General features: G+C 58.1%; 29 protein-coding genes. 14 read left to right on the top strand and 15 right to left on the bottom strand.

The genetic code is table 11. The annotated features are described in order from the left end of the window. Positions 1-81 precede the first annotated feature (81 nt). Positions 82-1,317 carry a serine hydroxymethyltransferase gene (glyA, locus tag GOW31_RS11620; protein WP_254441697.1) on the bottom strand — a complete coding sequence of 412 codons (1,236 nt, stop codon included), beginning with the start codon at positions 1,315-1,317 and terminating at the stop codon, positions 82-84. 139 nt (positions 1,318-1,456) lie between these two features. Between glyA and GOW31_RS11615 the strand changes: the two genes are divergently transcribed. The 10 genes from GOW31_RS11615 to pqqE all read left to right on the top strand — a co-directional run bounded on the left by GOW31_RS11615 (position 1,457) and on the right by pqqE (position 9,636). Beyond that, positions 1,457-2,341 carry a LysR family transcriptional regulator gene (locus GOW31_RS11615; protein ID WP_171170198.1) on the top strand — a complete coding sequence of 295 codons (885 nt, stop codon included), beginning with the start codon at positions 1,457-1,459 and terminating at the stop codon, positions 2,339-2,341. A 220-nt stretch (positions 2,342-2,561) separates the two neighbouring features. Then, positions 2,562-3,308, top strand: a complete 747-nt coding sequence (locus GOW31_RS11610) for an ABC transporter ATP-binding protein (protein ID WP_171118352.1) — start codon at positions 2,562-2,564, stop codon at positions 3,306-3,308. Next, entirely contained in the window at positions 3,305-4,096 is a 792-nt protein-coding gene (locus GOW31_RS11605) for an ABC transporter permease (protein ID WP_171170196.1), read from the top strand. The genes GOW31_RS11610 and GOW31_RS11605 overlap by 4 nt, the downstream gene beginning before the upstream one ends. Further along, entirely contained in the window at positions 4,093-5,694 is a 1,602-nt protein-coding gene (locus GOW31_RS11600; protein ID WP_171170194.1) for a HAMP domain-containing sensor histidine kinase, read from the top strand. Before GOW31_RS11605 ends, GOW31_RS11600 begins: the two co-directional genes overlap by 4 nt. Before the next feature lie 4 nt (positions 5,695-5,698). After that, on the top strand, positions 5,699-6,382 hold the full coding sequence (locus GOW31_RS11595; protein WP_171170191.1) for a response regulator transcription factor: 684 nt from the start codon (positions 5,699-5,701) through the stop codon (positions 6,380-6,382). A 102-nt stretch (positions 6,383-6,484) separates the two neighbouring features. Beyond that, a complete protein-coding gene (gene pqqA / locus GOW31_RS11590) occupies positions 6,485-6,586 on the top strand; it encodes a pyrroloquinoline quinone precursor peptide PqqA (protein WP_117873022.1) in 102 nt (33 codons plus the stop codon). Between the two features lie 23 nt (positions 6,587-6,609). Continuing rightward, positions 6,610-7,506 carry a pyrroloquinoline quinone biosynthesis protein PqqB gene (pqqB, locus tag GOW31_RS11585; RefSeq protein ID WP_171170189.1) on the top strand — a complete coding sequence of 299 codons (897 nt, stop codon included), beginning with the start codon at positions 6,610-6,612 and terminating at the stop codon, positions 7,504-7,506. Then, positions 7,503-8,252, top strand: coding sequence for a pyrroloquinoline-quinone synthase PqqC (pqqC, locus tag GOW31_RS11580; RefSeq protein ID WP_171170187.1), 750 nt, complete (start codon positions 7,503-7,505; stop codon positions 8,250-8,252). The genes pqqB and pqqC overlap by 4 nt, the downstream gene beginning before the upstream one ends. Then, entirely contained in the window at positions 8,210-8,524 is a 315-nt protein-coding gene (gene pqqD, locus GOW31_RS11575) for a pyrroloquinoline quinone biosynthesis peptide chaperone PqqD (protein ID WP_253282467.1), read from the top strand. The genes pqqC and pqqD overlap by 43 nt, the downstream gene beginning before the upstream one ends. Next, positions 8,524-9,636 carry a pyrroloquinoline quinone biosynthesis protein PqqE gene (gene pqqE / locus GOW31_RS11570; RefSeq protein WP_171170185.1) on the top strand — a complete coding sequence of 371 codons (1,113 nt, stop codon included), beginning with the start codon at positions 8,524-8,526 and terminating at the stop codon, positions 9,634-9,636. The genes pqqD and pqqE overlap by 1 nt, the downstream gene beginning before the upstream one ends. A 2-nt stretch (positions 9,637-9,638) precedes the next feature. Here pqqE and GOW31_RS11565 read toward each other — a convergent pair whose 3' ends face one another. Genes GOW31_RS11565 through GOW31_RS11535 form a run of 7 tightly spaced genes read right to left on the bottom strand, consistent with a single transcriptional unit; the run spans position 9,639 to position 14,812 of the window. Further along, positions 9,639-10,235 (bottom strand): ABC transporter ATP-binding protein, encoded by a 597-nt coding sequence (locus tag GOW31_RS11565; RefSeq protein ID WP_171170183.1) that lies wholly within the window; start codon positions 10,233-10,235, stop codon positions 9,639-9,641. Next, positions 10,232-10,981 (bottom strand): ABC transporter permease, encoded by a 750-nt coding sequence (locus GOW31_RS11560; protein WP_171170180.1) that lies wholly within the window; start codon positions 10,979-10,981, stop codon positions 10,232-10,234. The genes GOW31_RS11565 and GOW31_RS11560 overlap by 4 nt, the downstream gene beginning before the upstream one ends. 6 nt (positions 10,982-10,987) lie before the next feature. Next, positions 10,988-11,953, bottom strand: a complete 966-nt coding sequence (locus GOW31_RS11555) for an ABC transporter substrate-binding protein (protein ID WP_171170178.1) — start codon at positions 11,951-11,953, stop codon at positions 10,988-10,990. Positions 11,954-11,973: 20 nt separating this feature from the next. Further along, entirely contained in the window at positions 11,974-12,222 is a 249-nt protein-coding gene (locus tag GOW31_RS11550) for a PepSY domain-containing protein (RefSeq protein WP_171170176.1), read from the bottom strand. A gap of 15 nt (positions 12,223-12,237) precedes the next feature. After that, the gene (locus tag GOW31_RS11545; protein WP_171170174.1) at positions 12,238-12,675 is read right to left on the bottom strand and encodes a hypothetical protein; all 438 of its coding nucleotides are present in this window, start codon (positions 12,673-12,675) and stop codon (positions 12,238-12,240) included. Between the two features lie 19 nt (positions 12,676-12,694). After that, positions 12,695-13,666 (bottom strand): YVTN family beta-propeller repeat protein, encoded by a 972-nt coding sequence (locus GOW31_RS11540; RefSeq protein WP_171170171.1) that lies wholly within the window; start codon positions 13,664-13,666, stop codon positions 12,695-12,697. 12 nt (positions 13,667-13,678) lie between these two features. Continuing rightward, positions 13,679-14,812 (bottom strand): ABC transporter substrate-binding protein, encoded by a 1,134-nt coding sequence (locus tag GOW31_RS11535; protein WP_171170306.1) that lies wholly within the window; start codon positions 14,810-14,812, stop codon positions 13,679-13,681. A gap of 366 nt (positions 14,813-15,178) precedes the next feature. On the opposite strand from GOW31_RS11535, the gene GOW31_RS11530 reads away from it, so the two are divergent. Genes GOW31_RS11530 through GOW31_RS11520 form a run of 3 tightly spaced genes read left to right on the top strand, consistent with a single transcriptional unit; the run spans position 15,179 to position 17,464 of the window. Further along, entirely contained in the window at positions 15,179-15,718 is a 540-nt protein-coding gene (locus tag GOW31_RS11530) for an SRPBCC family protein (RefSeq protein ID WP_171170169.1), read from the top strand. Continuing rightward, on the top strand, positions 15,705-16,649 hold the full coding sequence (locus tag GOW31_RS11525; RefSeq protein WP_171170167.1) for a YncE family protein: 945 nt from the start codon (positions 15,705-15,707) through the stop codon (positions 16,647-16,649). Before GOW31_RS11530 ends, GOW31_RS11525 begins: the two co-directional genes overlap by 14 nt. Beyond that, positions 16,646-17,464, top strand: a complete 819-nt coding sequence (locus GOW31_RS11520) for a quinoprotein dehydrogenase-associated SoxYZ-like carrier (protein WP_171170165.1) — start codon at positions 16,646-16,648, stop codon at positions 17,462-17,464. The genes GOW31_RS11525 and GOW31_RS11520 overlap by 4 nt, the downstream gene beginning before the upstream one ends. A gap of 1 nt (position 17,465) precedes the next feature. On the opposite strand, the gene GOW31_RS11515 is transcribed toward GOW31_RS11520, so the two are convergent. The 7 genes from GOW31_RS11515 to GOW31_RS11485 all read right to left on the bottom strand — a co-directional run bounded on the left by GOW31_RS11515 (position 17,466) and on the right by GOW31_RS11485 (position 23,714). After that, complete coding sequence (locus GOW31_RS11515) at positions 17,466-18,020, bottom strand: PQQ-dependent catabolism-associated CXXCW motif protein (RefSeq protein WP_171170163.1); 555 nt, start codon at positions 18,018-18,020, stop codon at positions 17,466-17,468. Next, entirely contained in the window at positions 18,017-18,859 is an 843-nt protein-coding gene (locus GOW31_RS11510) for a substrate-binding domain-containing protein (protein ID WP_371813750.1), read from the bottom strand. Before GOW31_RS11510 ends, GOW31_RS11515 begins: the two co-directional genes overlap by 4 nt. Beyond that, positions 18,843-19,346 (bottom strand): c-type cytochrome, methanol metabolism-related, encoded by a 504-nt coding sequence (locus GOW31_RS11505; RefSeq protein WP_171170159.1) that lies wholly within the window; start codon positions 19,344-19,346, stop codon positions 18,843-18,845. The genes GOW31_RS11510 and GOW31_RS11505 overlap by 17 nt, the downstream gene beginning before the upstream one ends. Positions 19,347-19,415: 69 nt before the next feature. Beyond that, positions 19,416-21,218 carry a lanthanide-dependent methanol dehydrogenase XoxF5 gene (gene xoxF5 / locus GOW31_RS11500; protein ID WP_171170157.1) on the bottom strand — a complete coding sequence of 601 codons (1,803 nt, stop codon included), beginning with the start codon at positions 21,216-21,218 and terminating at the stop codon, positions 19,416-19,418. A gap of 136 nt (positions 21,219-21,354) precedes the next feature. Further along, positions 21,355-21,711: a cytochrome c family protein gene (locus GOW31_RS11495; RefSeq protein WP_171170155.1), complete on the bottom strand. Its 357-nt coding sequence runs from the start codon at positions 21,709-21,711 to the stop codon at positions 21,355-21,357. 55 nt (positions 21,712-21,766) lie between these two features. Continuing rightward, entirely contained in the window at positions 21,767-22,600 is an 834-nt protein-coding gene (gene fghA / locus GOW31_RS11490; RefSeq protein ID WP_216601148.1) for an S-formylglutathione hydrolase, read from the bottom strand. 1 nt (position 22,601) lies between these two features. After that, a complete protein-coding gene (locus tag GOW31_RS11485; RefSeq protein WP_171170153.1) occupies positions 22,602-23,714 on the bottom strand; it encodes an S-(hydroxymethyl)glutathione dehydrogenase/class III alcohol dehydrogenase in 1,113 nt (370 codons plus the stop codon). Between the two features lie 165 nt (positions 23,715-23,879). Here GOW31_RS11485 and GOW31_RS11480 point away from each other — a divergent pair, with 165 nt between their 5' ends. Beyond that, complete coding sequence (locus GOW31_RS11480) at positions 23,880-24,494, top strand: hypothetical protein (RefSeq protein ID WP_171170151.1); 615 nt, start codon at positions 23,880-23,882, stop codon at positions 24,492-24,494. The last annotated feature ends 27 nt before the right edge of the window (positions 24,495-24,521 follow it).

Here is a 24,521-nt window from a genome sequence, read left to right as displayed (position 1 = left end):
GCGTTGCCATGGCGCCGCGGTGACGCCCTCACACCAATGGTCCAGAGCGGTCAATGGGCCCTGCCACCGGGCACGCAGTGACTACGCCGGGTAGATGGGGAACGATTTGCACAACGCAGCGACCGAGGTTTTGCAGCGCAGAATTGTCGCGCCGGTATCACCCGCGGCCTCAGCTTCGATCAAATCCGCAATCACGTTTGCCAATTGGTCGAACGCGGCCTCTTTCATTCCGCGGGTCGTTGCCGCGCTCACGCCCAGGCGCAATCCAACCCATTCTGGCGGTCGCGTGCTGTCATTGGGGATCGCGTTTTTGTTGGTCGTGATATTGGCCTTCTCCAGAACGACCTCGGCACGTTTGCCTGTGATACCCTTGGGGCTGAGATCCACGAGCACCAGATGCGTGTCAGTACCACCGGACACGATACGCAACCCCCGGGACTGCAAGGTTTCCGCGAGTTTGGCGGCGTTGGCTTTGACCTGCGCTCCGTAGTCCTTGAATTCATCCGTAAGCGCTTCGGCAAGGCAAACTGCTTTGGCCGCCAGAACCTGGCTGTGGATCGAACCCTGAACGCCGGGGAAAACCGCAGATTGCAGCCTCTTGAACCAGTCCTCGTTGTTGGTGAGGATCAACCCGCCACGAGGACCACGCAGTGTTTTTGTCGTGGTGCACGTCACAATATCCGCATGCGGAAAAGGCGAAGGATGCACGCCCGAGGCGACCAGCCCGGCAATATGAGCCATGTCCACGTGAAAATGCGCGCCGACCTTCCTCGCGATTTGCCCCATGCGCTCGAAGTCGATTTCGCGTGGATAGGCGGACCCACCCGCGATCAGCAGCTTTGGCCGGATTTCCTCGGCCAGTTTTTCCAGCGCATCGCAGTCAATGACCTCGGATTCGGCGTCGACACCATAATGATGCGGTTCGAACCAGCGACCCGACAGGTTGGCCTTCAGGCCGTGACTCAGATGACCGCCGGCGGCCAGATCCAGCGACAAGACCCTGTCACCAGGCTTGAGCAGCAGAAAGAAAACAGCAAGGTTCGCCTGGCTGCCGGAATGGGGCTGAACATTGGCATAGTCGCATCCGAACAGTTCCCTGGCGCGGTCGATTGCCGCCTGCTCGACGACGTCGACAAACTGACCGCCCCCGTGGAACCGGTTTCCCGGATACCCTTCAAGCGTCTTGTTGGTCATCTCATGCCCGAGAGCATCCAGCACCGCGCGGCTGACGATATTTTCGGACGCGATCAGCTCAATTTGGTCCTGCTGGCGCTTTTTCTCGTTTGCAAGAGCTTCTGCGACGACGGGGTCGGTCATCCTGACTGGGTTTTCAAAGTGCCGCGACATCCGGGCTCCTCCGATGCGATTGCGTTTTCTCCAAAATTCCAGAGTTCCACTGGCCGAAGCAAATCAGTATTGCTATTTATTTGCCGCAGAAAAACTAAGGCTTAAATGGATGTCACTTTCCCCTCGTCGCCCGAAAGGCCCACATCTCAATGCTTTACGAGCATTTGAAGCGGCGGCTCGGCTTGGAAGCTTTGCCGCTGCGGCAGACGAGCTATCCGTTACTCCGGGCGCGATAACTCAGCACGTCAAGGCCCTTGAAGCCTGGGCCGGCACCCAACTTTTTGTCCGAAATGCCCGCGGGGTCGAGATGACGGCGCTTGCCGAAGAGCTTTTGCCCGGGTTCACCCAGGCGTTTGATCAATTGGGAATGGCCGTGCAGGAACTTCGAACCAAGGCCCTGCCGCGCAAGGTCAAGGTCGCCGCGCTGCCGTCGATCGCGCAATTGTGGCTGGCGCCCAGACTTGGAACGCTCAGGCAAATTGCCCCGGATTTGTCCGTGTCTGTTGTGGCCCTTGAAACGCCGCCAAACCTTACGCGTGAACCATTTGACATGACTTTGTTCTTTTCCGGTGAACCGATCGGAATCAACGAAATCAAAATAGCCGAAGATGTGATTTTCCCGGTTTGCGCGCCCTCGGTCGCGGACAGATTGAAATCTGTTTCAGATCTTTCGCAGGAAACCCTTCTCCATGACGGGGCATGGGCAAATGATTGGGACAATTGGCTGAACAGCCAACCAGATGGCGCAGGTGTACCGAAGACGGGAACCGTGCACTCGTTGTATTCCGTCGCGCTGGAAGAGGCGCGTCATGGCGGTGGCGTGTTGATGGCGCACGAAGTTCTGGTTCAGAAATTGCTGGACAATGGCGATCTGGTTCGCCCGTTTTCGGCCTCGTTGAAGCTTCCCCGCGCAATGGTGGCCAAATTCACACCCTCTTTCAGCAGATCCCCCGTCTTCAAAGAGTTCAGATCGTTTTTGCTGAACGCAAACTGAAAAGCGGTGCCCGCAAAACGGGGTGTTCGCGCCGATCAGGCCCGCCTTCCCCTGACAGTCTCGGCTGGCCAGTTTTGGCGACGGATCCTTCGGGAAATACCATCAAATCCGTGAAGCTTCACATACTTAAGTCGTGGTCCGGCCTCGGACTGGAAGGTTGAGAAACGCGCCCCGACGATGCAAGCTGCTGTCAAGAACCATGGTTCGGGACGGAGGAAGAATGTCAGACGCGCGCCCCTCGGCGGAAACCGATCCTGGTCTCGCCGTACGCGACCTGAGCTTTCATTATGGCGCCAAGACGGCTTTGGATGCTGTCTCTTTTGACGTGTCGGCGGGGATGTTCTGCGGTCTGCTTGGTCCGAATGGGGCCGGGAAATCGACACTGGTGTCGCTGCTCACGCGATTGCTTGTGGCGCCGGACGGTGAAATCACGGTCGCGGGCCATGATCTGCGCCAATCCCCACGCAAGGCGCTGACAAAGCTTGGCGTGGTCTTTCAGCAACCGACACTGGATCTGGGTTTGACGGTGCGCCAGAACATGGCATATTTCGCAGCTCTGCATGGGTTGTCGCGATCCGAAGTCCCTGGCCGTATCGATGCGGCGCTGGATCGGCTGAACATGCGCGACCGCGCCGGGGAACGAGTGCGCGATCTCAATGGCGGTCATCGCCGCCGGATGGAACTGGCGCGTGCCCTGTTGCACGAACCTTCGGTGTTGCTGTTGGACGAACCGACCGTTGGGCTTGATGCCGCGGCTCGGCACGCGATAACCGACCATGTGCACGACCTGGCGGAACAGGGGCTGTGCGTATTGTGGGCCACGCATCTGACAGATGAAATGCGCGACGACGACCAGCTGCTGGTTCTTCATCGCGGTCAGATTCTTGCCAGTGGGCAGGTGGGCCGCCTGCGGGGGGATCAAACGCTGTCTGATTGGTTCCTGTCCCGAACCGAGGTCCCGACATGAACGGATTCCTGGGAGTCGCCCGCGCCATCATCGGACGCGAGTTTCTGCGTTTCATCCATCAACGCGAACGATTTCTGGCAGCCCTGGTCCGGCCAATGGTTTGGCTTTTGATCTTCGCAGCAGGGTTTCGCGCGGCCCTCGGCCTGTCGATCATTCCCCCCTACCAGACCTATATCACTTACGAGACCTATATCGTCCCCGGACTGTGTGCGATGGTTCTGTTGTTCAATGGGATGCAAAGCTCGCTCAGCCTTGTCTACGACCGCGAGATGGGCTCGATGCGCCTACTGCTGACCAGCTCGTTCCCGCGCTGGTGGCTGTTGTTCTGCCGTCTGCTGGGATCAACCGCGATATCCATCCTGCAGGTCTACACGTTTCTCGGATTGGCCGCTTTGTTCGGCATTGTACTGCCGTTACCCGGTTATGTCGCGGTTCTGCCGGGGCTGGTTCTGGGCGGTCTGATGCTGGGCGCGCTGGGGCTGGTGCTGTCCAGTTTCATCAAGCAGCTGGAGAATTTTGCCGGGGTGATGAACTTTGTCATCTTCCCAATGTTCTTCCTGTCCTCCGCCCTTTATCCGCTGTGGAAAATGGCTGAAAGCTCGCCATTGCTGCGTGATATCTGTGCGCTCAATCCTTTCACGCATGTGGTCGAGTTGATCCGGTTTCTGCTTTACTTGCAGATCAACTGGGGGGCCCTGCTGTGGGTTCTGGCGTCAACCGCAATACTGAGCGCGATCGCCGTTTGGGGGTATGACCCGGCCCGGGGCCTGATGAGGCGAAAATCATGACGGCCGCGCCACAAACCGCAAAGCGGAATCTGCTTCTGAAAACGCGCTTGGGCCTTGGGGCCGTCGTGCTTGGATCAGGCACCCTGCTGGCGGCCGCAATCCTTTACTTCGGGATGCAGACCGTCGCCAGCCGCCTGGAAACGGCACTGGCATCGGAAACCCGCATGGCACGCTATGCTGCTCTGTCGACCCAGGCGGCCACATTTCTTGTGATCGCAACCGAGTCGATACAGACCGGCCAAACAGTCGAGTCTCGACTTGATCGCCTTTCGCCGATCCGAGACCAGATTGGGGCAACGTTTCTGAACCTTCGTTCCGATGTGGAAGATGCAGTTGCCGCGGTTCAATCCCTGGGGCTGGACGAACAATCGCGATACGGAACCCAATCCCTGGGTCTGGCCAGAATGGAGGCGCTGCTGGCCAGCACGCTGGAAGGGCTAGCCGACGCAGAAGCCGATCAGGCCCAGCTGCGCGCCTATGTCGACTCGTTTGCGTCGGCGTTTGATCCTCTGCTCAGCCAGGCGGTGAATACCGAGGTTCTGTTTCGAAACTCCGTCATGGCGGGGATCGAACGGACCCGTTGGGTTCTGACCTGGGCGGCACTGGCACTGGCACTGTTCGCCTTGCTCAGCACGGCGTGGTTCTATTTTGGCCTTGTGCGACCGCAGTTCTCTCGTCTGGATCGGTTGCGCAACGCGGCGGTTCAGGTCGGCCGATCCGAATTCGCAATTTCGCTGCCTCAAACCCGCAATGATGAGATCGGCCAGTTATATGGCGAGACCAACCGCATGGCCGCTGCATTGAGAAAACGCCAGGCCGAGGTTGACGCAGAATGGGCCCGGTTGAACGAGACCATTGCCCAGCGAACCCGCGAACTGAGCGCTGCAAATGAATCCCTGTCCAAGATCGACGAAAACCGGCGCCGCTTTTTTGCTGATGTCAGTCACGAACTGCGCACACCGCTGACGGTCATCATGATGGAAGCTCAGATTGGCCAGAGGGATAACCAGACCGCGCCAGAGGCGTTGGCGACAATCGAAAGCAGCGCGGCAAAACTGAACCAGAGAATCGATGATTTGCTGCGCGTCGCCCGTTCCGAAACCGGTGAGCTGGCTCTGGAACCAACCAACGTTGCACTATGCGATCTGATGCAAACAGTTGTGAGCGACATTCAACCTGAAATCGATGGCGCCGACATGCAGCTTGAAACGGGCGACTTCCCGGATTGTTCGTTGCACTGTGACCTGAACTGGATTCGTCAGGTCCTGCTCAGTCTGATACGCAATGCGATCCGACATGCGCGGGACGGAAAAGCGTTGTTGCTGTCCGGCCAATCGGTTGACGGGGACGTTCAAATACAGCTGACCGATAACGGCCCCGGAATTCCCGATGGCGCCCAAACCCGGATCTTCGAGCGGTTTGTTCAGGGAGAGGCAGCAAACAGTCAGGGTTTCGGTGTCGGGCTGACACTGGCCAGGTGGGTCATCGAGGCCCATGAAGGAACCATATCGGTGGCAAGCCCGGTACCGCGTGAAAACGCCCTGGGATCAAATGCCGGTACAAATGTCTGCATTCGACTACCGCTGGCGGAGGCATAGAAAAATGGTCTCCAGACTGCTGATCATAGATGACGACCCCCGAATCACGTCGGCCCTTGTCCGGGGCCTGTCGCTGCACGGCTACTCAGCCGAGGCTGAAAACCGCGCCGACCAAGGGTTGGTGCGGTTGAAAAGCGGTGTATTCTCGGGCGCGATTGTCGATGTCATGCTGGGAACCGACAGTGGTATCGAACTGGTCCGGGCCGCGCGTCTTGCCGGGGTCGGAATCCCGATATTGATGTTGTCTGCCCTTTCCGATGTCGATCATCGTGCCGCCGGGCTTGAAGCCGGGGCCGATGATTACGTCGTTAAGCCGTTCAGCTTTGATGAGCTTGTCGCCCGGTTGCAAGTACAGGAACAACGCGTGCTCTCTCAGCGCCCGGACCCCGCGCGCCTGTCGTCGCGGGACAGAACACTTTCAATCCGCGAGACACGCATTGCGCTCACCGAACGTGAATTCGAACTGCTCACGCTGCTCAACAGCAAGGCCGGATCGCCAATATCCCGAGGAGAACTGTTTGACACGCTCTGGTCACAGGACGGGTCCAGTAACGAAAATGTGGTGGACGTCTACATCGGATATCTGAGAAAGAAATTGGGGTCGGATGATTTTGGATTTGAAATCAAAACCATACGCAACCAGGGGTTTTGCATTCAGGGGGTCGCCCCGTTGTCGGATGACACCTGAGTACCGACCAAAGTCTAAATCCTTCTTATGAATTAAGAGTCGCACGGGCGCATGAGACCTGCCACATTGTTCGCAAGTACATTCTAGGAGGAGGACCCTGATATGGCTTGGAACAGACCTGTTATTCGCGAGATCGAATGCGGCATGGAAATCAACATGTATGGCCCCGATCATGACGATGAGCGCGGTGGCGGCCTGATCTGATCAGCCGCAAGCGCCAACAATAGATGACGTTGCGCGCGATAATACTAGGGGCCGCTGCTGGTGGCGGCCTTCCGCAATGGAATTGCGGATGTGAAAACTGCAATCTGGCCCGAAGCGGACATATTCCGGCGCAGACGCAATCATCACTCGCGGTCTCACCCGATGGCCAGAACTGGGCCATTCTGAACGCGTCTCCGGATATTCGAGCGCAGCTTGGCAATACGCCCGTCCTGTATCCGACCGGGTTGCGAGAGGTGCCGATTCAATCGGTGCTGGTGACGAATGGTGACATCGACCATGTGGCTGGCTTGCTGACGCTGCGCGAGATGCAGCCATTCACGCTGTTTGCGACCCAAAGTATTCAGGACGTCATTGCACAGAACCCGATTTTCGACGCCTTGAACGCCTCGGTCGTGACACGTGCGCCGATCTCGTTGAATCAGACGTTCGATCTGGTTCCCGGCTTGCAGGCAACATTGTTTCCGGTGCCCGGCAAAGTGCCTCTGTATCTTGAAGGGGAACATGTCGAAACCGAATTGGTTGGCGAACAAACCGTCGGGGTGGCACTGAGGGCGCAGGGGAAGACGGCATATTACATACCGGGCTGTGCCGCATTGACGCCCGAGTTGCGCGCCCGGCTTGACGAGGCCGATCTTTTGTTTTTCGACGGCACGCTTTGGCACGACACGGAAATGGTGCAGGCCGGGTTGGGTCAGAAAACGGGCAAGCGCATGGGCCATATGTCGATGGACGGCCCCGATGGATCGATCGCTGGTTTCGCCGATATGAAAATCGGGCGTAAAGTGTTCATCCACATGAACAACACCAATCCGGTTCTGCGCCCCGACAGCGCCGAGAACGCCCGGGCAAGGGCCAAAGGCTGGACGATAGGCCAGGATGGCATGGAGATAACGCTATGACCCAAAGCCGCAAAGAGTTCGAGGCCCGGCTTCGTCAGATCGGAGCCGAGCGTTACCACGACCTTCATCCGTTTCATCATCGCCTGCACGGAGGTCAATGCACGCCTGACGAAGTACGGGCCTGGGTGATCAACCGCTACTATTATCAGCATTCCATCCCGATGAAGGACGCCGCCTTCATATCGCGTGTAGAAGATCCTGCGCTGCGTCGAGCCTGGCGGTCGCGGATCGAGGATCATGACGGCACGGAAGACAACGAAGGTGGTATCCGGCGATGGTTGCGACTGGCCGAAGCCGTCGGTCTTGATCCGGACTATGTCGCTTCATGCGACGGCGTATTGCCCGCCACCAGATTTGCGGTGGATGCTTACGTGCGATACGTCCGCGAAAAGTCGTTGCTGGAAGCGGTTGCGGCCTCACTCACAGAACTGTTCGCTCCCAAGATTCATGCCAACAGGATCGAAGGTCTGCTTCGGCATTACGATTTTGCGGATGACAGCTCACTTGCCTATTTCCGCAACCGCCTGAAAGAAGCCCCCAAGGATGTGGCCTTTGGTCTGGCATGGGTTCTGGATCATGCCGACACCGCAGAAAAACAAGACGCGGCAGCCAAGGCACTGATTTTCAAAACCGATGTTCTCTGGTCGCAGCTGGATGCCCTGTGGGGCGCCTATGTCGAACCTGCCCGAATTCCTCCGGGGGCATGGAAGCCGGACACCGGTTTACGGATGCGGCAGGCGTCGTGATGTTGGCGCAGGAGGTCCCCTTGCTGCCGCGTGGTGTCCGCATCCATTTCGATTCCGTGCGAGAACAATGGGTTCTGCTGGCACCTGAACGGGCCGTGACGTTGGATCAGATCGGACATGCGATTCTGAGCGAAGTAGACGGCCAACGCAGCTTTGGTCAGATCACCGCAAGACTGTCCAGGAAATACAACGCCCCGGAAGAACAGATTGTCGAAGACAGCTCGGGGTTTCTGGATGCCCTTCGGGTGCGTCGTTTTCTGGATGTCGTCTGATGCAGGTAAAACCCCCTCCCCCCATTGCCATGCTGGCCGAGCTGACGCACCGATGTCCGTTGTCCTGCCCTTATTGCTCCAACCCAGTCGAAATGGCCAAACTCGACAGTGAAATGGATACTGAAACATGGGCACGTATTTTCAAGGAGGCGGCGGCGCTTGGTGTCTTGCAATTGCATCTGTCAGGTGGAGAGCCCGCATCCCGCCGCGATCTGGTTGCGCTGGTCAATGCCGCGCGTGAGGCCGGGTTGTATACCAACCTGATCACGTCGGCGATCGGCCTGTCCGAGCGACGCCTGCATGAGCTGGACGAAGTCGGCCTGGACCATATCCAGCTTTCTCTTCAGGGCACTGACGCCGCGATGGCGGATAAGGTAGGCGGCTATCGGGGCGGGTTTGACCGCAAGATGAAAACGGTCGAATGGATCAAGAAGATCGGGTTTCCGCTGACCCTGAACTTCGTACTGCACCGTCGCAATGCCCACCAACTGCCGCGGGCACTGGAATTGGCACAGGAGATGGGTGCTCGGCGGATCGAGGTTGCAACGGTGCAATTCCACGGCTGGGCCTTGCGGAACAGGGATGCCTTGATGCCGACGCGGGAACAGGCGCAACAGGTGACGCGACAGGTGGCCGAGGCCAGGAAAAACCTCAAGGGGCAACTGGTCATCGATTATGTTCCGGCGGACTATCACGACGACTACCCCAAGCGATGCATGGGCGGCTGGGGGACAACCGGGCTGAACGTGGCGCCAGACGGTCAGGTTCTGCCTTGCCATGCGGCACAGTCCATCCCGCATCTGACATTTGACCGGGTACAGGACAGACCGCTTGCGGATATCTGGTTCCATGGCAGCGCGTTCAATGCCTATCGCGGCACGGATTGGATGTCGGACCCGTGCAAAACCTGCGAACGCAAAACCATTGATTTTGGCGGCTGCCGCTGTCAGGCCATGGCCGTTATCGGAGACGCAGCCGCCACCGATCCGGTTTGCATCAAATCACCCCATCATCAGACCCTGCAAAACCAGGCAAACGAACATGCCGCCAAAGCGGATGCGCCCTTCATGTATCGAACCGCACCCGGTGCCGCGAGAGAGCCTGCGGAATGACCCTAACCCAGAACGGCCCCGTCTGGCCCGGCTACCAGGTTCAGGATCCGGTCGGAAAGACGCTGTGCTTCGGGTTTGGAATGCGTCACGAACAGGGTCGCCGGGCGATGCCGCGTGATGAGGTCCTCGGTCAGGGTCAGCATCGTCTCGGCCGTTTCGGAATCCAGTGATACAAAGGGCTCGTCCATAATCAGAAACTCGGGCTTCCCGGCAAAGGCGCGCGCCAGAGAAAGCCGGCGCTGCTGACCCAATGACAATTGACCGGGAAACAAATCCCCCTTTCCGTCCAGGCCAACGTCTGACAGCGCAGCGTCAATGTCAGCCTGCGACAGGTTACCATGGATCAGGGCGAGATTATCGAAAGCCGAGCGCCATGGCAGCAAAGTGGGTTCCTGAAACACAATCGCAAGCCGATCCGGCCGCACAATCTGGCCTTCGAAATCCGGGTCAATGCCTGCCACCAATCGCAGCAACGTCGTCTTTCCGATGCCCGATGGTCCGGTCAGCGCGACCGTTTCCCCGGCGGCGATGTCAAATGCAATGGGGCCCAGAACGGCGTGGTGTTCAAAGCGCTTCTTTCGGATGTCAATTCGGATCATGCAGTTCTCCACCGTCGAGCGCTACGCTCCAAAGGTTGAAGAACCAGCCATTCGACAACCAGCATGACGGCAATGAACGAAAACGCGTAGACCAGCACCATTGCCACATCAAACAGCTGAAAATACAAGTGGATTTGAAACCCGACACCGGATGAGCGCCCAAGAAACTCGACCACGAGCACGATCTTCCAGATCAGAGAAAGTCCGGACCGTGCGGCAGCTGCGATAAACGGGGCAAGCTGCGGCAGGATCACATGGCGCTGTCGCCTTTGCCACGGTATCCGGTAGACCCGTGCCAACGCATCCAGATCCGGGCTCAGCGCCCGGCCGCCCTCTCGGAGGATCGTCGCGACATTGGGAATTTTGTTCAGCGTAACCGCCGTGATCGCCGCAGCCTCGGTCAATCCGATCCAGAGGTAGCACAGCACGATCAGAACCAGCGCGGGCAGGTTCAGGAAGACAACCAGCCATGGATCGAGCCAGCGGTTCAGCGCATCCGACCGCCCCATGGCCAGGCCAATGATCGTTCCCAATGTCATTGCCAGCACGAACGCCCAGATCACGCGTGACAGGGTCGCGCCAAGGCTGCGCAGCAACTCTCCTGACGCAAGCTCTTGATGAAACCGGGGGATCAGGTCCCAGGGTTGCGGCAGTATCTGAGGGTCTGCGGTCAGCGACGCCGCAACAATCCACAACGCCACAAGGCCTGCGATAGACATAAGCGGCGTGAGGCGCGCGTTTTGCATCTGATCCTATTCCACGTCGGCAAAAAGACCCTGCGGCACAGTCGTCGCGGCGCCCACCAGTTCAGCCCCGCCCAATTCGGCCATAAGTTCCAGCATCCTGTTGGCCGCGACCGCATCTACCGGGCGGCGATCGGGAATACCGGCAATCCAATCGATCTTGAGTTGTTCAAACTGTGCATCGGACTTGACGTTCATGCGCGGTCTGATCGCCTCCCATGCTTCAGGCGAATTGGCCAGCAGGTCCTTGGCGTCGCGGCTGGCGGCAAACAGGCTTTGCGCAAGGTCGGGGTCTTCGTTCAGAAAACTCTCTTTCAGGTAATAGCCCAGCAAAGGCGTATTGGTGTCGAGCCCCAAGGCCTGCCCGGCATCCTCAACCGAGATCAGCTCTTTCATGCCGGACGCTTTCATCTTGGCCAGGAAATGCCAGAAATTGATCGCCCCGGCATAATCGCCGTTCAAAGCAGATTTGAAGATCAGAGGCGGCGCACCGAACACCTGTTCGGTGTCGGCTTTCAAGTCCATCCCGTATTCCTTTGCTGCATAGGCGCGCAGGATCAGCCAGGATTTATCCAGCGGTCCACCCGCGATGCCGATCTTGCCGCCCGCCAAATCCTTCAAACTGGTTGCCGGGCTGTCAGAGGGCACGACCACGCCGCCCACGGCTTTGGAATAAGGGATGAACACATAGTCCTTGCCGGCAGCCCTTTGACGAGCAACCCAAATCCAGTCGGCAACGGCCAAATCAGCCTCATCCCCCTCGACCGCGATACGCGTTGCGCCATTGTCGGCAAAAGGTTGAACATCAAGGACAAAGCCATGTTTCTGATCCAGGCCGTTCCGGCGAATGGTCTCAAGTTCCCAATTGACCGTTCCGATCTTGAGTACGGCCGCGCGAATGGTCGGCAGGGTCTCGGCGGCCAAAGCCCCCGAACTGAAAGCAAATGCAAGGCACGCGGCAAATAGTTTGGACATGACCCGATCCCGTTTACTCGCTATTCCGCCTTTCGGCTGACTTCATTCAAGTCTTTGTCCAGTTTGATATCGAACTGGTTGCCACCCTTACAGATGACATCGTCCAGATCATAACCATCATCTTCAACCTCGATGTCATCCGGGTCCATCTGACACTCGACAGAGGCAAGATAGGCCTCGATCTTTGCCACCGTTTCCGCGTCAATGTCGTCGGCGAAAGCCGGGGCCGCCAGAAGCCCGGCGGTTATCAACATTCCAAATCTTTTCATGATGTTATCTCTCCTCTATTGAATACTCACCGTAATGCGTTGCGTGTCACCGGTGGAACCGGGGATGCGAATTTCATGACTGCCGGGTTTGATTGCGATAAACGACAATTCGGCGACGCCGGCCTTGTCAAATTCGATGCTGTCCACCGCCATAGGACGGATCTCGATCTTGTTGATCACGATCTCATTCATCCAGATCGCGCGAAAGAAAGACGGCCCTTCGATGGCCAGTTCCGCCGAACCGTCAGCGGTGATCTCAAGCTTGTAATACGCGCCGGATTGCAGAACCACGTCCTCACCCAGCGGTTGCCCCGAAGCAAGCGTCAGCTTGATGGTTTCCCCACGGTTGCATTTCGCCAGAAGCCCGGCAAATCCCAGATCATCGCACAGTGGTGCCGCCGATATCGGCCCACCGAGCGCCGCGACCATCGCTGCGATCATAAGTTTCTTCATTCCTGTCCCTCCCAGAACTTCAGTCAATGGTCACCACACCCCAGGGCTGTTGCCCGACCTGCACCGATTTGATCGCCTTTTCAGAGGCGACATCGATGATGGTGATGTCGTTTGAATTGCCATTCGTGGTCAGCAGATATTTTTCGTCCGGCGTGAAATCCAACTGCCAGACCCGCTGCCCCACCAGGATATAGTCCAGCACTTCAAGACTTTGCGCGTCAACGACGGCAACCCGGTTTGCAGGCCCCAAAGCAACGAACAGACGGCTGCCGTCCGAAGTCACCTTGGCACCGACAGGCTGCAACCATTCCGGCTGCACGCCCGCCACTTCGAAGCTGATTTTGCCGACAACCGTCGGCGTTCCGTCTTCTGCAATGTCCATGACCGTGACGGTTCCGCCGATTTCCGATGTCACGAACAGGCGCTTTCCATCCGCTGTATACTGGGCATAGCGCGGGCGCTGGTCGACCAGGACATTATGCTTGATGGAATAATCCTCGGTGGAAATGAAATGCGCCATGTTGGTGGTCTCGGACGTGTTGACCACGAACTTGGCATCGGGGCTGATCCCCATGCCCTCGGGCTCGACGCCGACCGGAACCTCGGCCAGAATGGTGCGGGTTTCAGTGTCGGTGACCGTCACCAGATTGTCGTCCTCATTGGCGATATAGAGCCGCTTGCCCGAGGGTTCGAGAATGAAAAGCTCGGGGTCCGGACCAGAGGGCAAACTGGGAAGTTCCTCATAGGTCTCGGTATCAAATACCCGGATGATATTGTCATCCGAGGCGCAGACATACAGCGTGCCGCCATCCGGGCTGACGGTGATCCCGCGCGGTCGGTTGCCGCCTGGAAATTCGGTGATCACCTCCCAGGTTTCGGTATCAACCACGGTAATCGTATTGCCCCGCTCGTTCGAGACAAAAGCCTTGCCCGCAAACACGGGACCCGCGGTCAGCGCAGCACAGGCAACGGTCAACAACAGTCGTTTCATCAATACCTCCGGTTACTCGAATGCGCGACAGCTGGATTCCGCCCGATCCAATCCCATCGTATCGAGCGGTGAGACCTGGTGCAGAAACCCCTCTTGCGGGCTGACGCTGACAGTGATCGACCCGTCATACAGAAGGATCGGCTGACGCAACTGCCCGTTCCAATCGCGGAATGTCACTTTCTGTCCTTTGAATGCGGCCAGCTCAAACTCGTCCGACAGAGCATAATCCCGAACACCTTCGGGCTCTGCCGTACTGGCACGGGTCACGGCCTCGCCGATCACGCGCAGTGCAAGCCAGGTGTTGTAGTCTTCGGGGCGGACATAGCGCCCTGTCAGATCCTCGAAACGGGTCTGGAACTGGGTCGCGCCCCATGCCTCATGCGCGCCGTGAAACGTCGTTGGGCGCAAGCCGCCTGACCCCATCACGGGGCGCGGGGTCCAAAGGTGATAGGACAGATAGCGCGCGAAATAATCGGTTTCGTCCGCGGCAATCACAACGTCATGGTCTCGCGCATCCTGCGTGTCCAATGGCAATTGGCGCTGAACAAGAACATGACCGGAATCCGTTCTACGAGATCCCCCGGTATCCGCAAAGGTTCGATCTTCTGCAATCTTCGCGCCGAACTTGTTGGCTGCGCGGCGATACGCGTCCGCAAGCTGGACATCCTCGGGGTTGGATCCCGCCAACAGGAACCAATCGCGCCATTTCTTCCAGACGGCAAACTGTGCAACCGCATCGGCCTTCATGGCGCGGGACGGGGCGATATGAAGCAGGTTGCCCCGGCAGTTTGCGTCGCGAAGATCGACATCAGGCGCGGACACGTTGAAGACAAGCGCCCCGGACTCTGCCGCCTTGTCCGTCAGGCGCAACATGTCCGGCGCCTTGGCCAAAAGGACGATCAGGCGCACGCCTCCGGCAAGGATCCGGTCCATTGCGGCGTCAGCCTCTTCCGGCGGAGCGGCCATCGTGATGGTCTCATAGGTATGTCCCAGAAATCCGCCCGTGGTTCCGTTATCCTCATCCCCAAGCGCGGCACCAGCAAACCCCAGATCGTCCGGTTTCAGATCATAACGCGAGATCGGCAGAAGCGACGGATAGTCGATCCGCAGCACCGCAGCCTTTACATCGAGCGCCGCCGCTGTCATCGCGGATGTACACCAAAGAAGCGCCGCAAGCAGCGGCAGCAGGCGAATATTCAAGATGTCCTCCCGTTGCCTGAAAGTCAGAGTTCAGGTTGAAACATCCGGGGCATAGCGCCCCGAAAAACGGAACCGATACTTTTGGCCGTGTTGTAAAACAAAGCCTATCAGCTTCATCATTGAGCTCGATTCTTATTTTATAAGAATGCGCGTATACGGTTGATCTTGCTGCGGTTTCCCGCGACACCCGCCGATTTTTCATAGGGTGTTGCGGGTGACCAGCGACGTGCGCTCGCATGTCAGGTCTGACAGAAGAAACGCCGCGAGCGCGCAGCGTGTGCCAACGCTTTGCGCATTCAGGGAGGACATGGAATGTATCGACGATTTCTTCTTGCCGCAACCACCGCTCTGCTGGTTCCGGGTCTGGTTTGGGCCCACGGGCCGACCCGGCAGAAAGTCACGCTGACTGCCGAGGTCGCAGCCTCACCAGAGGAAGTCTGGGCCGTTGTCGGGAACTTTGATGACATGTCGTGGCATCCGGCTGTGTTTGCGACCGAAGGAAACGGCGGCAATAAGATTGATGCGACCCGATTGCTGACACTTGGCCAGGAAGGCGGGCCGACGATCAATGAAATTCTGTACAAGTACAGCGCAGAAAAAATGAGCTACTCCTACCGGATCACCGAGGTCGCGGTAGAGGTGCTGCCAGTCACCAACTATTCGTCGCATCTGACGGTAAAACCGCGCGACGGAGGTGGTTCGATCATCGAATGGCGCGGTGCCTTCTATCGCGGGTATCCAAACAACGATCCTCCGGCCGAGTTGAATGACGAAGCCGCCATTGCCGCCGTGACCGGCGTCTATCAGGCGGGTCTCGACGCGTTGATCGAGCGGTTCGGTGCGGCAAGTTAGCCACCCGCTGATTTTGTTTTTGGCGCTCTCTGGCAGCCCGACACTGGCACAGACAGCATTCATCACCTGTCAGAACGGTGAGGAACTAAGCCGGATGGATCTTGCACGGATGCAGGAAACGGCCCGCTGGCCACTACCTGGCAAGCCTGCGGGTGTGGCGGTTGGTCTGGATGAAACGCTGTTCACCGTATCCCCGGACAGCAAGATGGTCAGGCGTTTGTCTGCCGAGACCGGTGAAACGGTCGCGCAAGTCACGCTTGAAGGGGGGCCGATTGGAATCGCTCTGGATCAGGATCGCGGGCGGGTTTTCGTCTCGGACTGGTACAACGCCCGACTGTGGGTGCTGGACAGTGAAACTCTGAAAGTTCAATCCGAGTTGCCCACCGGAGCCGCCCCGGCGGGTATTGCGATATCAAAAGACGGGCGTTTTCTGGCGTCGGCCGACAAGGACGCGGACCAGGTGTCGGTTTTCGATGCCGACACTCTTCAGCCTCTGCACCGCAGCCCGGTTGGATCACGCCCCTTCGGGCTGCGTTTTGACCCGGATGGGCGTCTGTTCGTCGGCAATGTCGGCAGCAATGATGTCAGCTTGGTCGATGCGGAAACCGGCTCCGTTCTCGCAACGGTCCCGGTCGGGGAACGCCCTTACGGCATCGCCTTCGCCCACGGCCGGGCGTTCGTCACGAACCAATATGCCAATACGCTAAGCGTCATATCTCTGGAGACGCTCGAACATGAGGCCGTGATTGATGTTGGAGAATACCCCGAAGGCATTGATGCGACGGCGGGCGAAGATCTTCTGGTCATCGCAAACTGGTTCGACAACACCGTCAGCATCGTGGACCCGCAGGCACTGTCGGTGTTAGAAACAATGGAAACCTGTGATGGGCCCCGTGCCTTTGGCAGGTTCCTGCAAGGAGGACGACCATGAAAGTTTCTCATCTGATTGCAGTCCTGTTCTGTGTGCTGGCGGCTCCGGTTTGGGCATCCAACGAGGCATGGGAAAATGTCCGAGCGATGTTGTATGGCGACCGACCGATGCAAAACGGAGATGCGTTCATCGCGATTGATGCCCCCTATCGCACGCCCGACGATGCGCGGGCTCAACTGGCGGCTCAGATTGCGGCCCCTCGGGGGACGAAAGTGGCCAAGGTGACTTTGGTGCTGGACGAAAACCCGATGCCGGTTTCTGCCGTGTTCGAGTTGGAAGAACCATTGCCGAGTTTCTACTTCGACGTGACCATGCGCGTGAACGGCCCGACGCCGATGCATGTCATCGCCGAAACCACGGATGGCCGCCTTTGGGTTTCAGAAACTTTCGTCAAAACCTCGGGTCTTGGCGCCTGCGCGGCACCTCCCGGAACTGATCCGGAACTGGCGTTGGCAAACCTTGGCACGATGGAGGCCGAACTGGTGGGTCGCGTCCCTGCGCTGAACACGCGGACACGATTGTCAAACCTGGGTGCGGGCCGGGCCAACAAGATGGATCTGAACATTGATCATCCGTCGCATTCCGGAATGCAGATGGATCAGATTTCCCTGCTGTTCATCCCGATGCGATATGTAGAGACCGTGGATATCGATCTTGATGGCGCCGGGTATGTCCAGATGACGGGCTCGATTTCTCTGTCCGAAAATCCAAGGGTTGGCATTTCCGTTCCAAGCAGGGCGCAAGCGGTCGATGTGACCATGACGGATACGGACGGTACGGTCAGTCATTTACACAAAAAACTGGCGGGTTTTTAGATCACCCGCCTCCGGCAACGGGTTGGCCCGGGGCTGGCTTTACCCGTTCCAGTGGATAGCCCCACAAGGCCCAGCCGTCGGTGCCTTCCGGAAACCAGTAGACTTTGGTGTATCCCCATTCGATTGCGCGTCGGGCGGCATTCCAACTCATCCAGCAATCTTCCAGGCAAAAGAACACGACACCGTGGTTGATATCGCCATTGGTGCTGGCCTCTAGACCGGTTCGAAAATAGTCTGCCGTAACATCGGCAATTGCGCCATAGCCGACATTTGGCAACCAGAGTGATCCCGGAATGCTGTCACGCGGCTTGTCGCGCCAGATCGTGCCTTCAGGCAGATTGGCGGGTTTGGGCGGCTGCGGCAAAACGTCGATGAACGCGACGCTTTGTTCCTGCCACAGGCCGTATGCCTCTTCCGGGCCGATGACCGTCCCGCCGGTTATCTGATCCGGCACCGGCGCGCGGTAGTGATCCATGCGATAATCACTTGGTTCGGGTACTGTCTGCGCTGTTGCGGCAGTCGAGATCAACGCAATTGCCACCGCTGCCCGCATCATTGCGACAGGTCCAGAACCTCGGTCCCCAGATCATTCACAAGTGGAACGCCTGCCTCGGCCAATACAGCATTGATCTCATCCTGATTGCGGCGGATCAGCGAGTTCAACTGCCGCTGCCAAACCTTCTCACCCTGACGCACGCCCATGGTGATGCGGTAAAACAGACGCGGCGGCAGCTCTTCCTTGACCAGCGGGATCACCTTGAAATCAGGATAGTCTGCCGTGACCAACGGTCCGCCCAGCGGACCCCAGAGAATGGCCGCATCGATCTCACCCGATTGCAGATCATCCAGCATGTCGATGGCCGGGCTTTCCACACGTCGGTCAACGAACAGGTTATAAGGCTTGGCTTGCCCGATCAGCCCGTTCCGCGCCATATGAGCCGCAGGCGGTGTACCCGCCACGATCCCGATCCGTTTCCCCTTGAGCATCGGATCGTTCAACATGTCCACCCGGGCCAGATCACTGTCCATCGGCACGATCAGCGCATAGGCGGACGTATAGTAGTGGTTGGTGTTCTGCACCAGCTCATGACCTTGCGCATAGCCGATCACCACATCGCATCGTTTGGCGGCCAGCGTATTCCGTATGAAGCCCGTCGCCTGCGGAAACCAGACATATTGCACGGGCAGTTCCAGCTTTGCGGCAATCAATTCGGCCAGTTTGTTTTCAAATCCCGATCCGTCCTCGGATGACATGGGATTGTTGGCCGGATCCGCACAGACGCGAAAAGCCGTTCTTGAAACCAGGTCAGAAGTCTGCGCCGACACGGGCACTGCCTGACAAAGCCAGACGCAAAGTCCGAAAACCGGCAGGCAGGCCTTAGCCCATACACGCATCTTCATCCTCGCGGATAACGTCAGATTTCGCCTCTTTCTTGGGCGGGCGGCCACGCGGGATCGCACCCGACCCATGAGCCTTCAAGTATACATAGATGTCATCCAGAAAGCACATCACATTCGGGTTGTCGCCAAATCCCGGCATTACCGAGTTTTCAGCGGCGTTCACCACCTGGCGGCCATTGGTGACGACATCAACGAAGTCGTAATAATCCATTTCCAGCGCAGACTCTTTCAGAGCCGGCGCATAGGTCGAGCCCTCGCCATCCGGGCCGTGACAGACATGGCATTCCGCGTGATAGCGCCGGAAGCCCGAAAATGTCATCCAGTCTACGGTTCCATCCTCGGCCACGTTGAATGTCGGGATATCGTCTTCGGTGTAATACCGTCCATCTTCGGAATACGCGACTGCCAGATTGTCGGCAATCGCGGCAACAGGAAGGCAAGATGCAATAATTGATGCCAGAAGACGTACAGAATGGTTCATGGAACGCTCGTTTCTTTTCAAGTGAAAACCGGCGCAGTCCGATTGAACCGCGCCGGCCGGATCTTTGGCTTAGTTCGGCAATGCGAACACGGTCAGCTGACCGCCCAGCGCGGTATAGTCGCTGAGTGCGGCATAGCCACCCACGGCGCCCAGACCGTCATTCGGGTTGGTCAAACCAGCCGCCAGACCGATACCGGCCCAACCACCGACACCGGACAGAATGCCGATATACTGCTTGCCACCTTGCTCGTACGTCATCACGTTGCCGATGATGCCAGAGGGCGTTTTGAACTTGTACAGTTCTTCCCCTGTTTCAGCATGAACCGCCTTCAGATACCCTTCGAGCGTTCCATAGAAGACAACGTCACCCGCTGTCGCCAGCGCACCGGACCAGACCGAGAACTGCTCGGGCAGTGACCACTTGATGCTTCCATCAGTGTTGTCCCAGGCAATGAAGTTGCCCATGCCACCATGGCTGTCGGGTGCCGGATACATCGCCAGAGTTGCACCCACATAGGGCTGACCAGCGGTATAGGACACGCGGAACGGCTCATAATCCATGCAGACATGGTTGGTTGGCACATACATCAACTGAGTCTTCGGCGAATAGGCCGCAGGCTGTTGGTCCTTGGTGCCCAAAGCCGCCGGGCAGATACCGGTCGAGTTCACGTCCTCGCCGTTCTGTTCCGTCGAATACTGCGCAACCACGGCCGGGCGGCCATAGGTTTCGCTGTTGGGATCCATGTCGACGCCAGTTGTCCAGTTCACAACCGGGTCGAATTTTTCGGCCACCAGCAGCTCGCCCGTCACGCGGTCCATGGTGTAACCAAGACCGTTGCGGTCGAAATGGGTCAGCAGTTTGCGCTGCTCGCCATCAATTTCCTGTTCCGTAAGGATCATTTCATTGATGCCGTCATAGTCCCATTCATCATGCGGCGTCATCTGGTAGAACCATCTTGCCACGCCGGTGTCGATATCACGCGCCATGATGGTCATGGACCAGCGGTTGTCGCCCGGGCGCTGCGCCGGGTTCCAGGTCGACGGGTTCCCGGTGCCATAGTACATCAGGTTCTCGTCCAGATCCGCGGAATACCAGCCCCATGTGGTGCCGCCGCCGATCTTCCACTGATCGCCTTCCCAGGTGTTTGTACCCGAGTCCGCGCCAACCGGCTTACCCAGATGGGTGGTCTTTTCCGGATCAACAAGAATGTCCGAATCCGGCCCCATGGAATAGGCCCGCCAGACCAGCTCGCCCGAGTTCATGTCATAGGCCGTAACCGACCCGCGCACACCGAATTCGCCACCCGAGATACCGACAATGACCTTGTCCTTGATAGGCAACACCGTGGCTGTGTTGGTTTCGCCAATCGCCGGGTCACCATTCTGAACTTCCCAGACGACATCCCCGGACTTGGCATCAAGCGCCACAACCTTGGTGTCGGCCTGATGCAGGAAGATCTTGCCATCCGCATAAGCCACACCGCGGTTCACCGTGTCGCAGCACATGACCGGAATCACGTCCGGGTCCTGCTTGGGTTCATACTTCCAGACGATTTTGCCCTCATTTGCCAGATCCAGAGCATAGACAATGTTCGGGAACGGCGTGTGGACATACATCATGTCACCAATCACTAGCGGTGAACCCTCGTGCCCGCGCAGAACACCGGTCGAGAAGGTCCAGGCCACTTGCAGATCACCTACATTGTCTGCGTTGATCTGATCCAGTTCGGAATAGCGCTGATTTTTGTAGTCACCCGTCTGGATCGCCCATTGTTTTGCGTTCTCCATCTGGGCAACCAGGTCGTCATTTGCATAGGCCGTGGTGGCCAGTGCAATGGCAATCCCGGAGGTCCAAAGCGATAGATTTTTCATTCAATCTCCTCCCTTTCGTGCAGCGATCTCTCTCTCTGCATTGCAACACCTCACCCAGGTCGGATTACGGTGTCTGTTGATGCTCGCCCCGACCGACGGTTTTCCGGTCGCTTAGGTGGGAGAGCAATGCGATCTCCTACGACCCGTTGTCCTCAAAGGTCGCAAGATATGCGATGATGTTGGCCCGATCGTCCTCTTTTCGCAGCCCGGCGAAGGTCATCTTGATCCCCTTCGCATAGTCGCGCGGTTTCGTCAGAAACGCGTCCAGTTCTTCAGGTGTCCAAACCAGCCCTTCTTCGGACAGCGAAATCAACACCGGTGAATAGCCAAACCCTTCGACGGTTGCGGCCTGACGTCCAACAATGCCGTTCAGCATCGGCCCCACCTTGTTTTCAGCCCCCTCGCCCACCGCATGGCAGGCCTTGCACTTGCGAAAGACCTTCTCACCCGCTTCGGGGTCGCCATCGGCACTTGCGAAGGCGGGGGAAAGCATGAGGCAGGTTGCTGCGAATACCGTTCTGATCACTATCAATCTTTCCTTGTTATTTTCATTGGCTGAGACGTTCCGCGTGCCATTCGACATGGTCGCGCGCAAAACTGTTCACGAAGAAATACGAATGGTCATACCCCTCCTGGATTCTGATCTGTCCGGGCTGGCGGCGCTTGGCCATCATGTTGGCCAGAGCTTCGGGTTTGAGCAGATCAAGGAACTGATCATCCGCGCCCTGATCGATCAGCAGGTCACCTTTCCAGCCGTGCTCTTCCAGCAGCAGGGTGGCGTCATGCGCGACCCAGGTGTTTTCGTCATCACCCAGATAGCTGCTGAGCTGTTTACGGCCCCAATCCGACCGCGTCGGGTGCGCAATCGGCGCAAATGCCGAAAGAGACCCGAATTTGTCGGCGTTGCGTATCGCGATCGTAATCGCACCATGTCCACCCATGGAATGGCCCGTGATTCCGTGGCGATCCTGCACGGGGAAATTCTTCAGTACTATGTCGCGCAGTTCGTCGACGATGTAGTCATACATCCTGAAATGGGCCCGCCACGGGTCCCGGGTGGCGTTCACGTAAAACCCGGCCCCCTGCCCCAAGTCATAGGCGTCATCATCGGCAACATTGTCGCCACGCGGGGACGTATCGGGAAATACAACCGCGACACCGTAGTCCGCAGCCGCCTCCTGAAATCCGCCTTTGGTCATCGCGTTTTCATGGGTGCAGGTCAGGCCGGACAAGTACCACAACACCGGCACCGGGCCGGATTTGGCCTGAGGCGGCAGGTAGACGGCAAAGGTCATCTCGCAATCACAGGTCTCGGACGAGTGGGAGTACACGGTCTGTTCCCCTCCGAAACTGCGGTTTTGCGAGATAACTTTCAAACCCATGTCAGTACTCCACGACCGCGCGGATCGACTTACCCTGGTGCATCAGGTCAAAGCCGTGGTTGATTTCATCAAGCGTCAGCTTGTGCGTGATCATGGGGTCGATCTCGATCTTCCCGGCCATGTACCAATCCACGATCTTCGGAACATCCGTCCGGCCCTTGGCACCGCCGAACGCGGTTCCGCGCCATGACCGGCCGGTGACCAGCTGGAACGGACGCGTCGAAATCTCGGCGCCAGCGGGTGCCACACCGATGATGATGCTTTCACCCCAACCTTTGTGTGCGCATTCCAAAGCGGTCCGCATCACGCCGACATTGCCGGTCGCATCAAAGGTATAATCCGCACCGCCGCCGGTCAGTTCGACCAGATGCGCCACGATATCACCACTGACGTTCGAGGGGTTCACGAAATCGGTCATACCGAAATGAGTCGCCATTTCGGCCTTGCCGTCGTTCAGGTCGACACCAACGATCTGATCACAGCCCGCCATGCGACAGCCCTGAATGACGTTCAGGCCAATTCCACCCAGACCAAAGACCACGCAGCGCGACCCAATTTCGACCTTGGCGGTGTTGATGACGGCCCCTATGCCGGTGGTCACGCCGCAGCCGATGTAACAAATCTTGTCAAACGGCGCATCCTTGCGCACCTTGGCCAACGCTATCTCGGGCACAACGGTGTGATTGGCAAAAGTCGAACAGCCCATGTAGTGGTGGATCGGTGTGCCATCCAACATGCTGAACCGCGTCGTTCCATCCGGCAACAGACCGGCACCCTGAGTCGCCCGCACTTTCTGACACAGGTTCGTCTTGGGGTTCAGGCAATATTCGCATTCGCGGCACTCGGGTGTGTACAGCGGGATCACGTGATCCCCGACGGCAAGGCTGGTAACGCCGTCCCCGACCTCCAGAACAACCCCGGCACCTTCATGGCCCAGAATTGCAGGGAAAATCCCTTCGGGGTCATCTCCGGAACGGGTAAACTCATCCGTATGACATAGACCGGTCGCCTTGACCTCGATCAGGACTTCACCTGCTTTCGGGCCATCCAGCTCAACCTCCATGATTTCCAGAGGTTGGCCTGCCGCCACAGCAACCGCCGCGCGTGTTCTCATCTCCGTCTGTCCTCCCATGGCACCGGAATCAACCGCAGTCCGGCAGCTTGGGTCGAGTATGGGGGCGAGCACCACGTGCAAACAATTAAGACAATGGTGTGTATTGGGTTGAATGGACTTCGCGCGCACATTTCATGCATGATGTCCGCGTGGAGGAAAGCTGTGATGTCAAACGGCAAGCTGATTGTTTTGGCGCTGGCCTGTCTGGGTGCGGCTGGCCCTGGCTTGGCTGCGGATTTCTCCGATCCAACATGGCCGTGCATTCAGCGCAAGGTCGAGGACCTGTCGCTGGGCCTCATGTGGCCGTATCAGGTTGTTGACGGCGAAACCGCTGAAAACAGTACCGACATCGACGAAATCGCCGGGCTGTTGGCCCTGAGGCGGATCGAACTGGAAGACCTTCGGCCCCAGGTTGCAGAGTTTACCGCGCGGTACAACGGGGATCCGGATATTCTGGGTCAGGTGTTCCAGCGCGTCTTTGACACCTTGTCCAAAAGGCGCAAGCACATCATCGCGGGGATCGGAGAGTTTTCGCTCAAGCAGATCGATCTGGCCGAAAAGATTGATCTGGCCAGGGTGGAAATGGACCAAGCCCTGTCTTCCGACCCGCCCGACTATGACCGCGTTGACGCCCTGGAAGAGCAGCTGGATTGGGATCAGCTTATCTATTCTGACCGTCAACGCTCGATCACCTATCTGTGTGAAACGCCGCAAATCATCGAGCGGCGCCTGTTCGCGATTTCGCAAATGCTGCAACAATTGACCTCAGACCAGGGTTGACGCAGCGCCGGCGGAGGAAGGAGGGAC

This window comes from Ruegeria sp. HKCCA0370, assembly GCF_013033705.1.
GTDB lineage: Bacteria > Pseudomonadota > Alphaproteobacteria > Rhodobacterales > Rhodobacteraceae > Ruegeria.
This window is presented reverse-complemented; position numbering and strand designations above follow the sequence as displayed.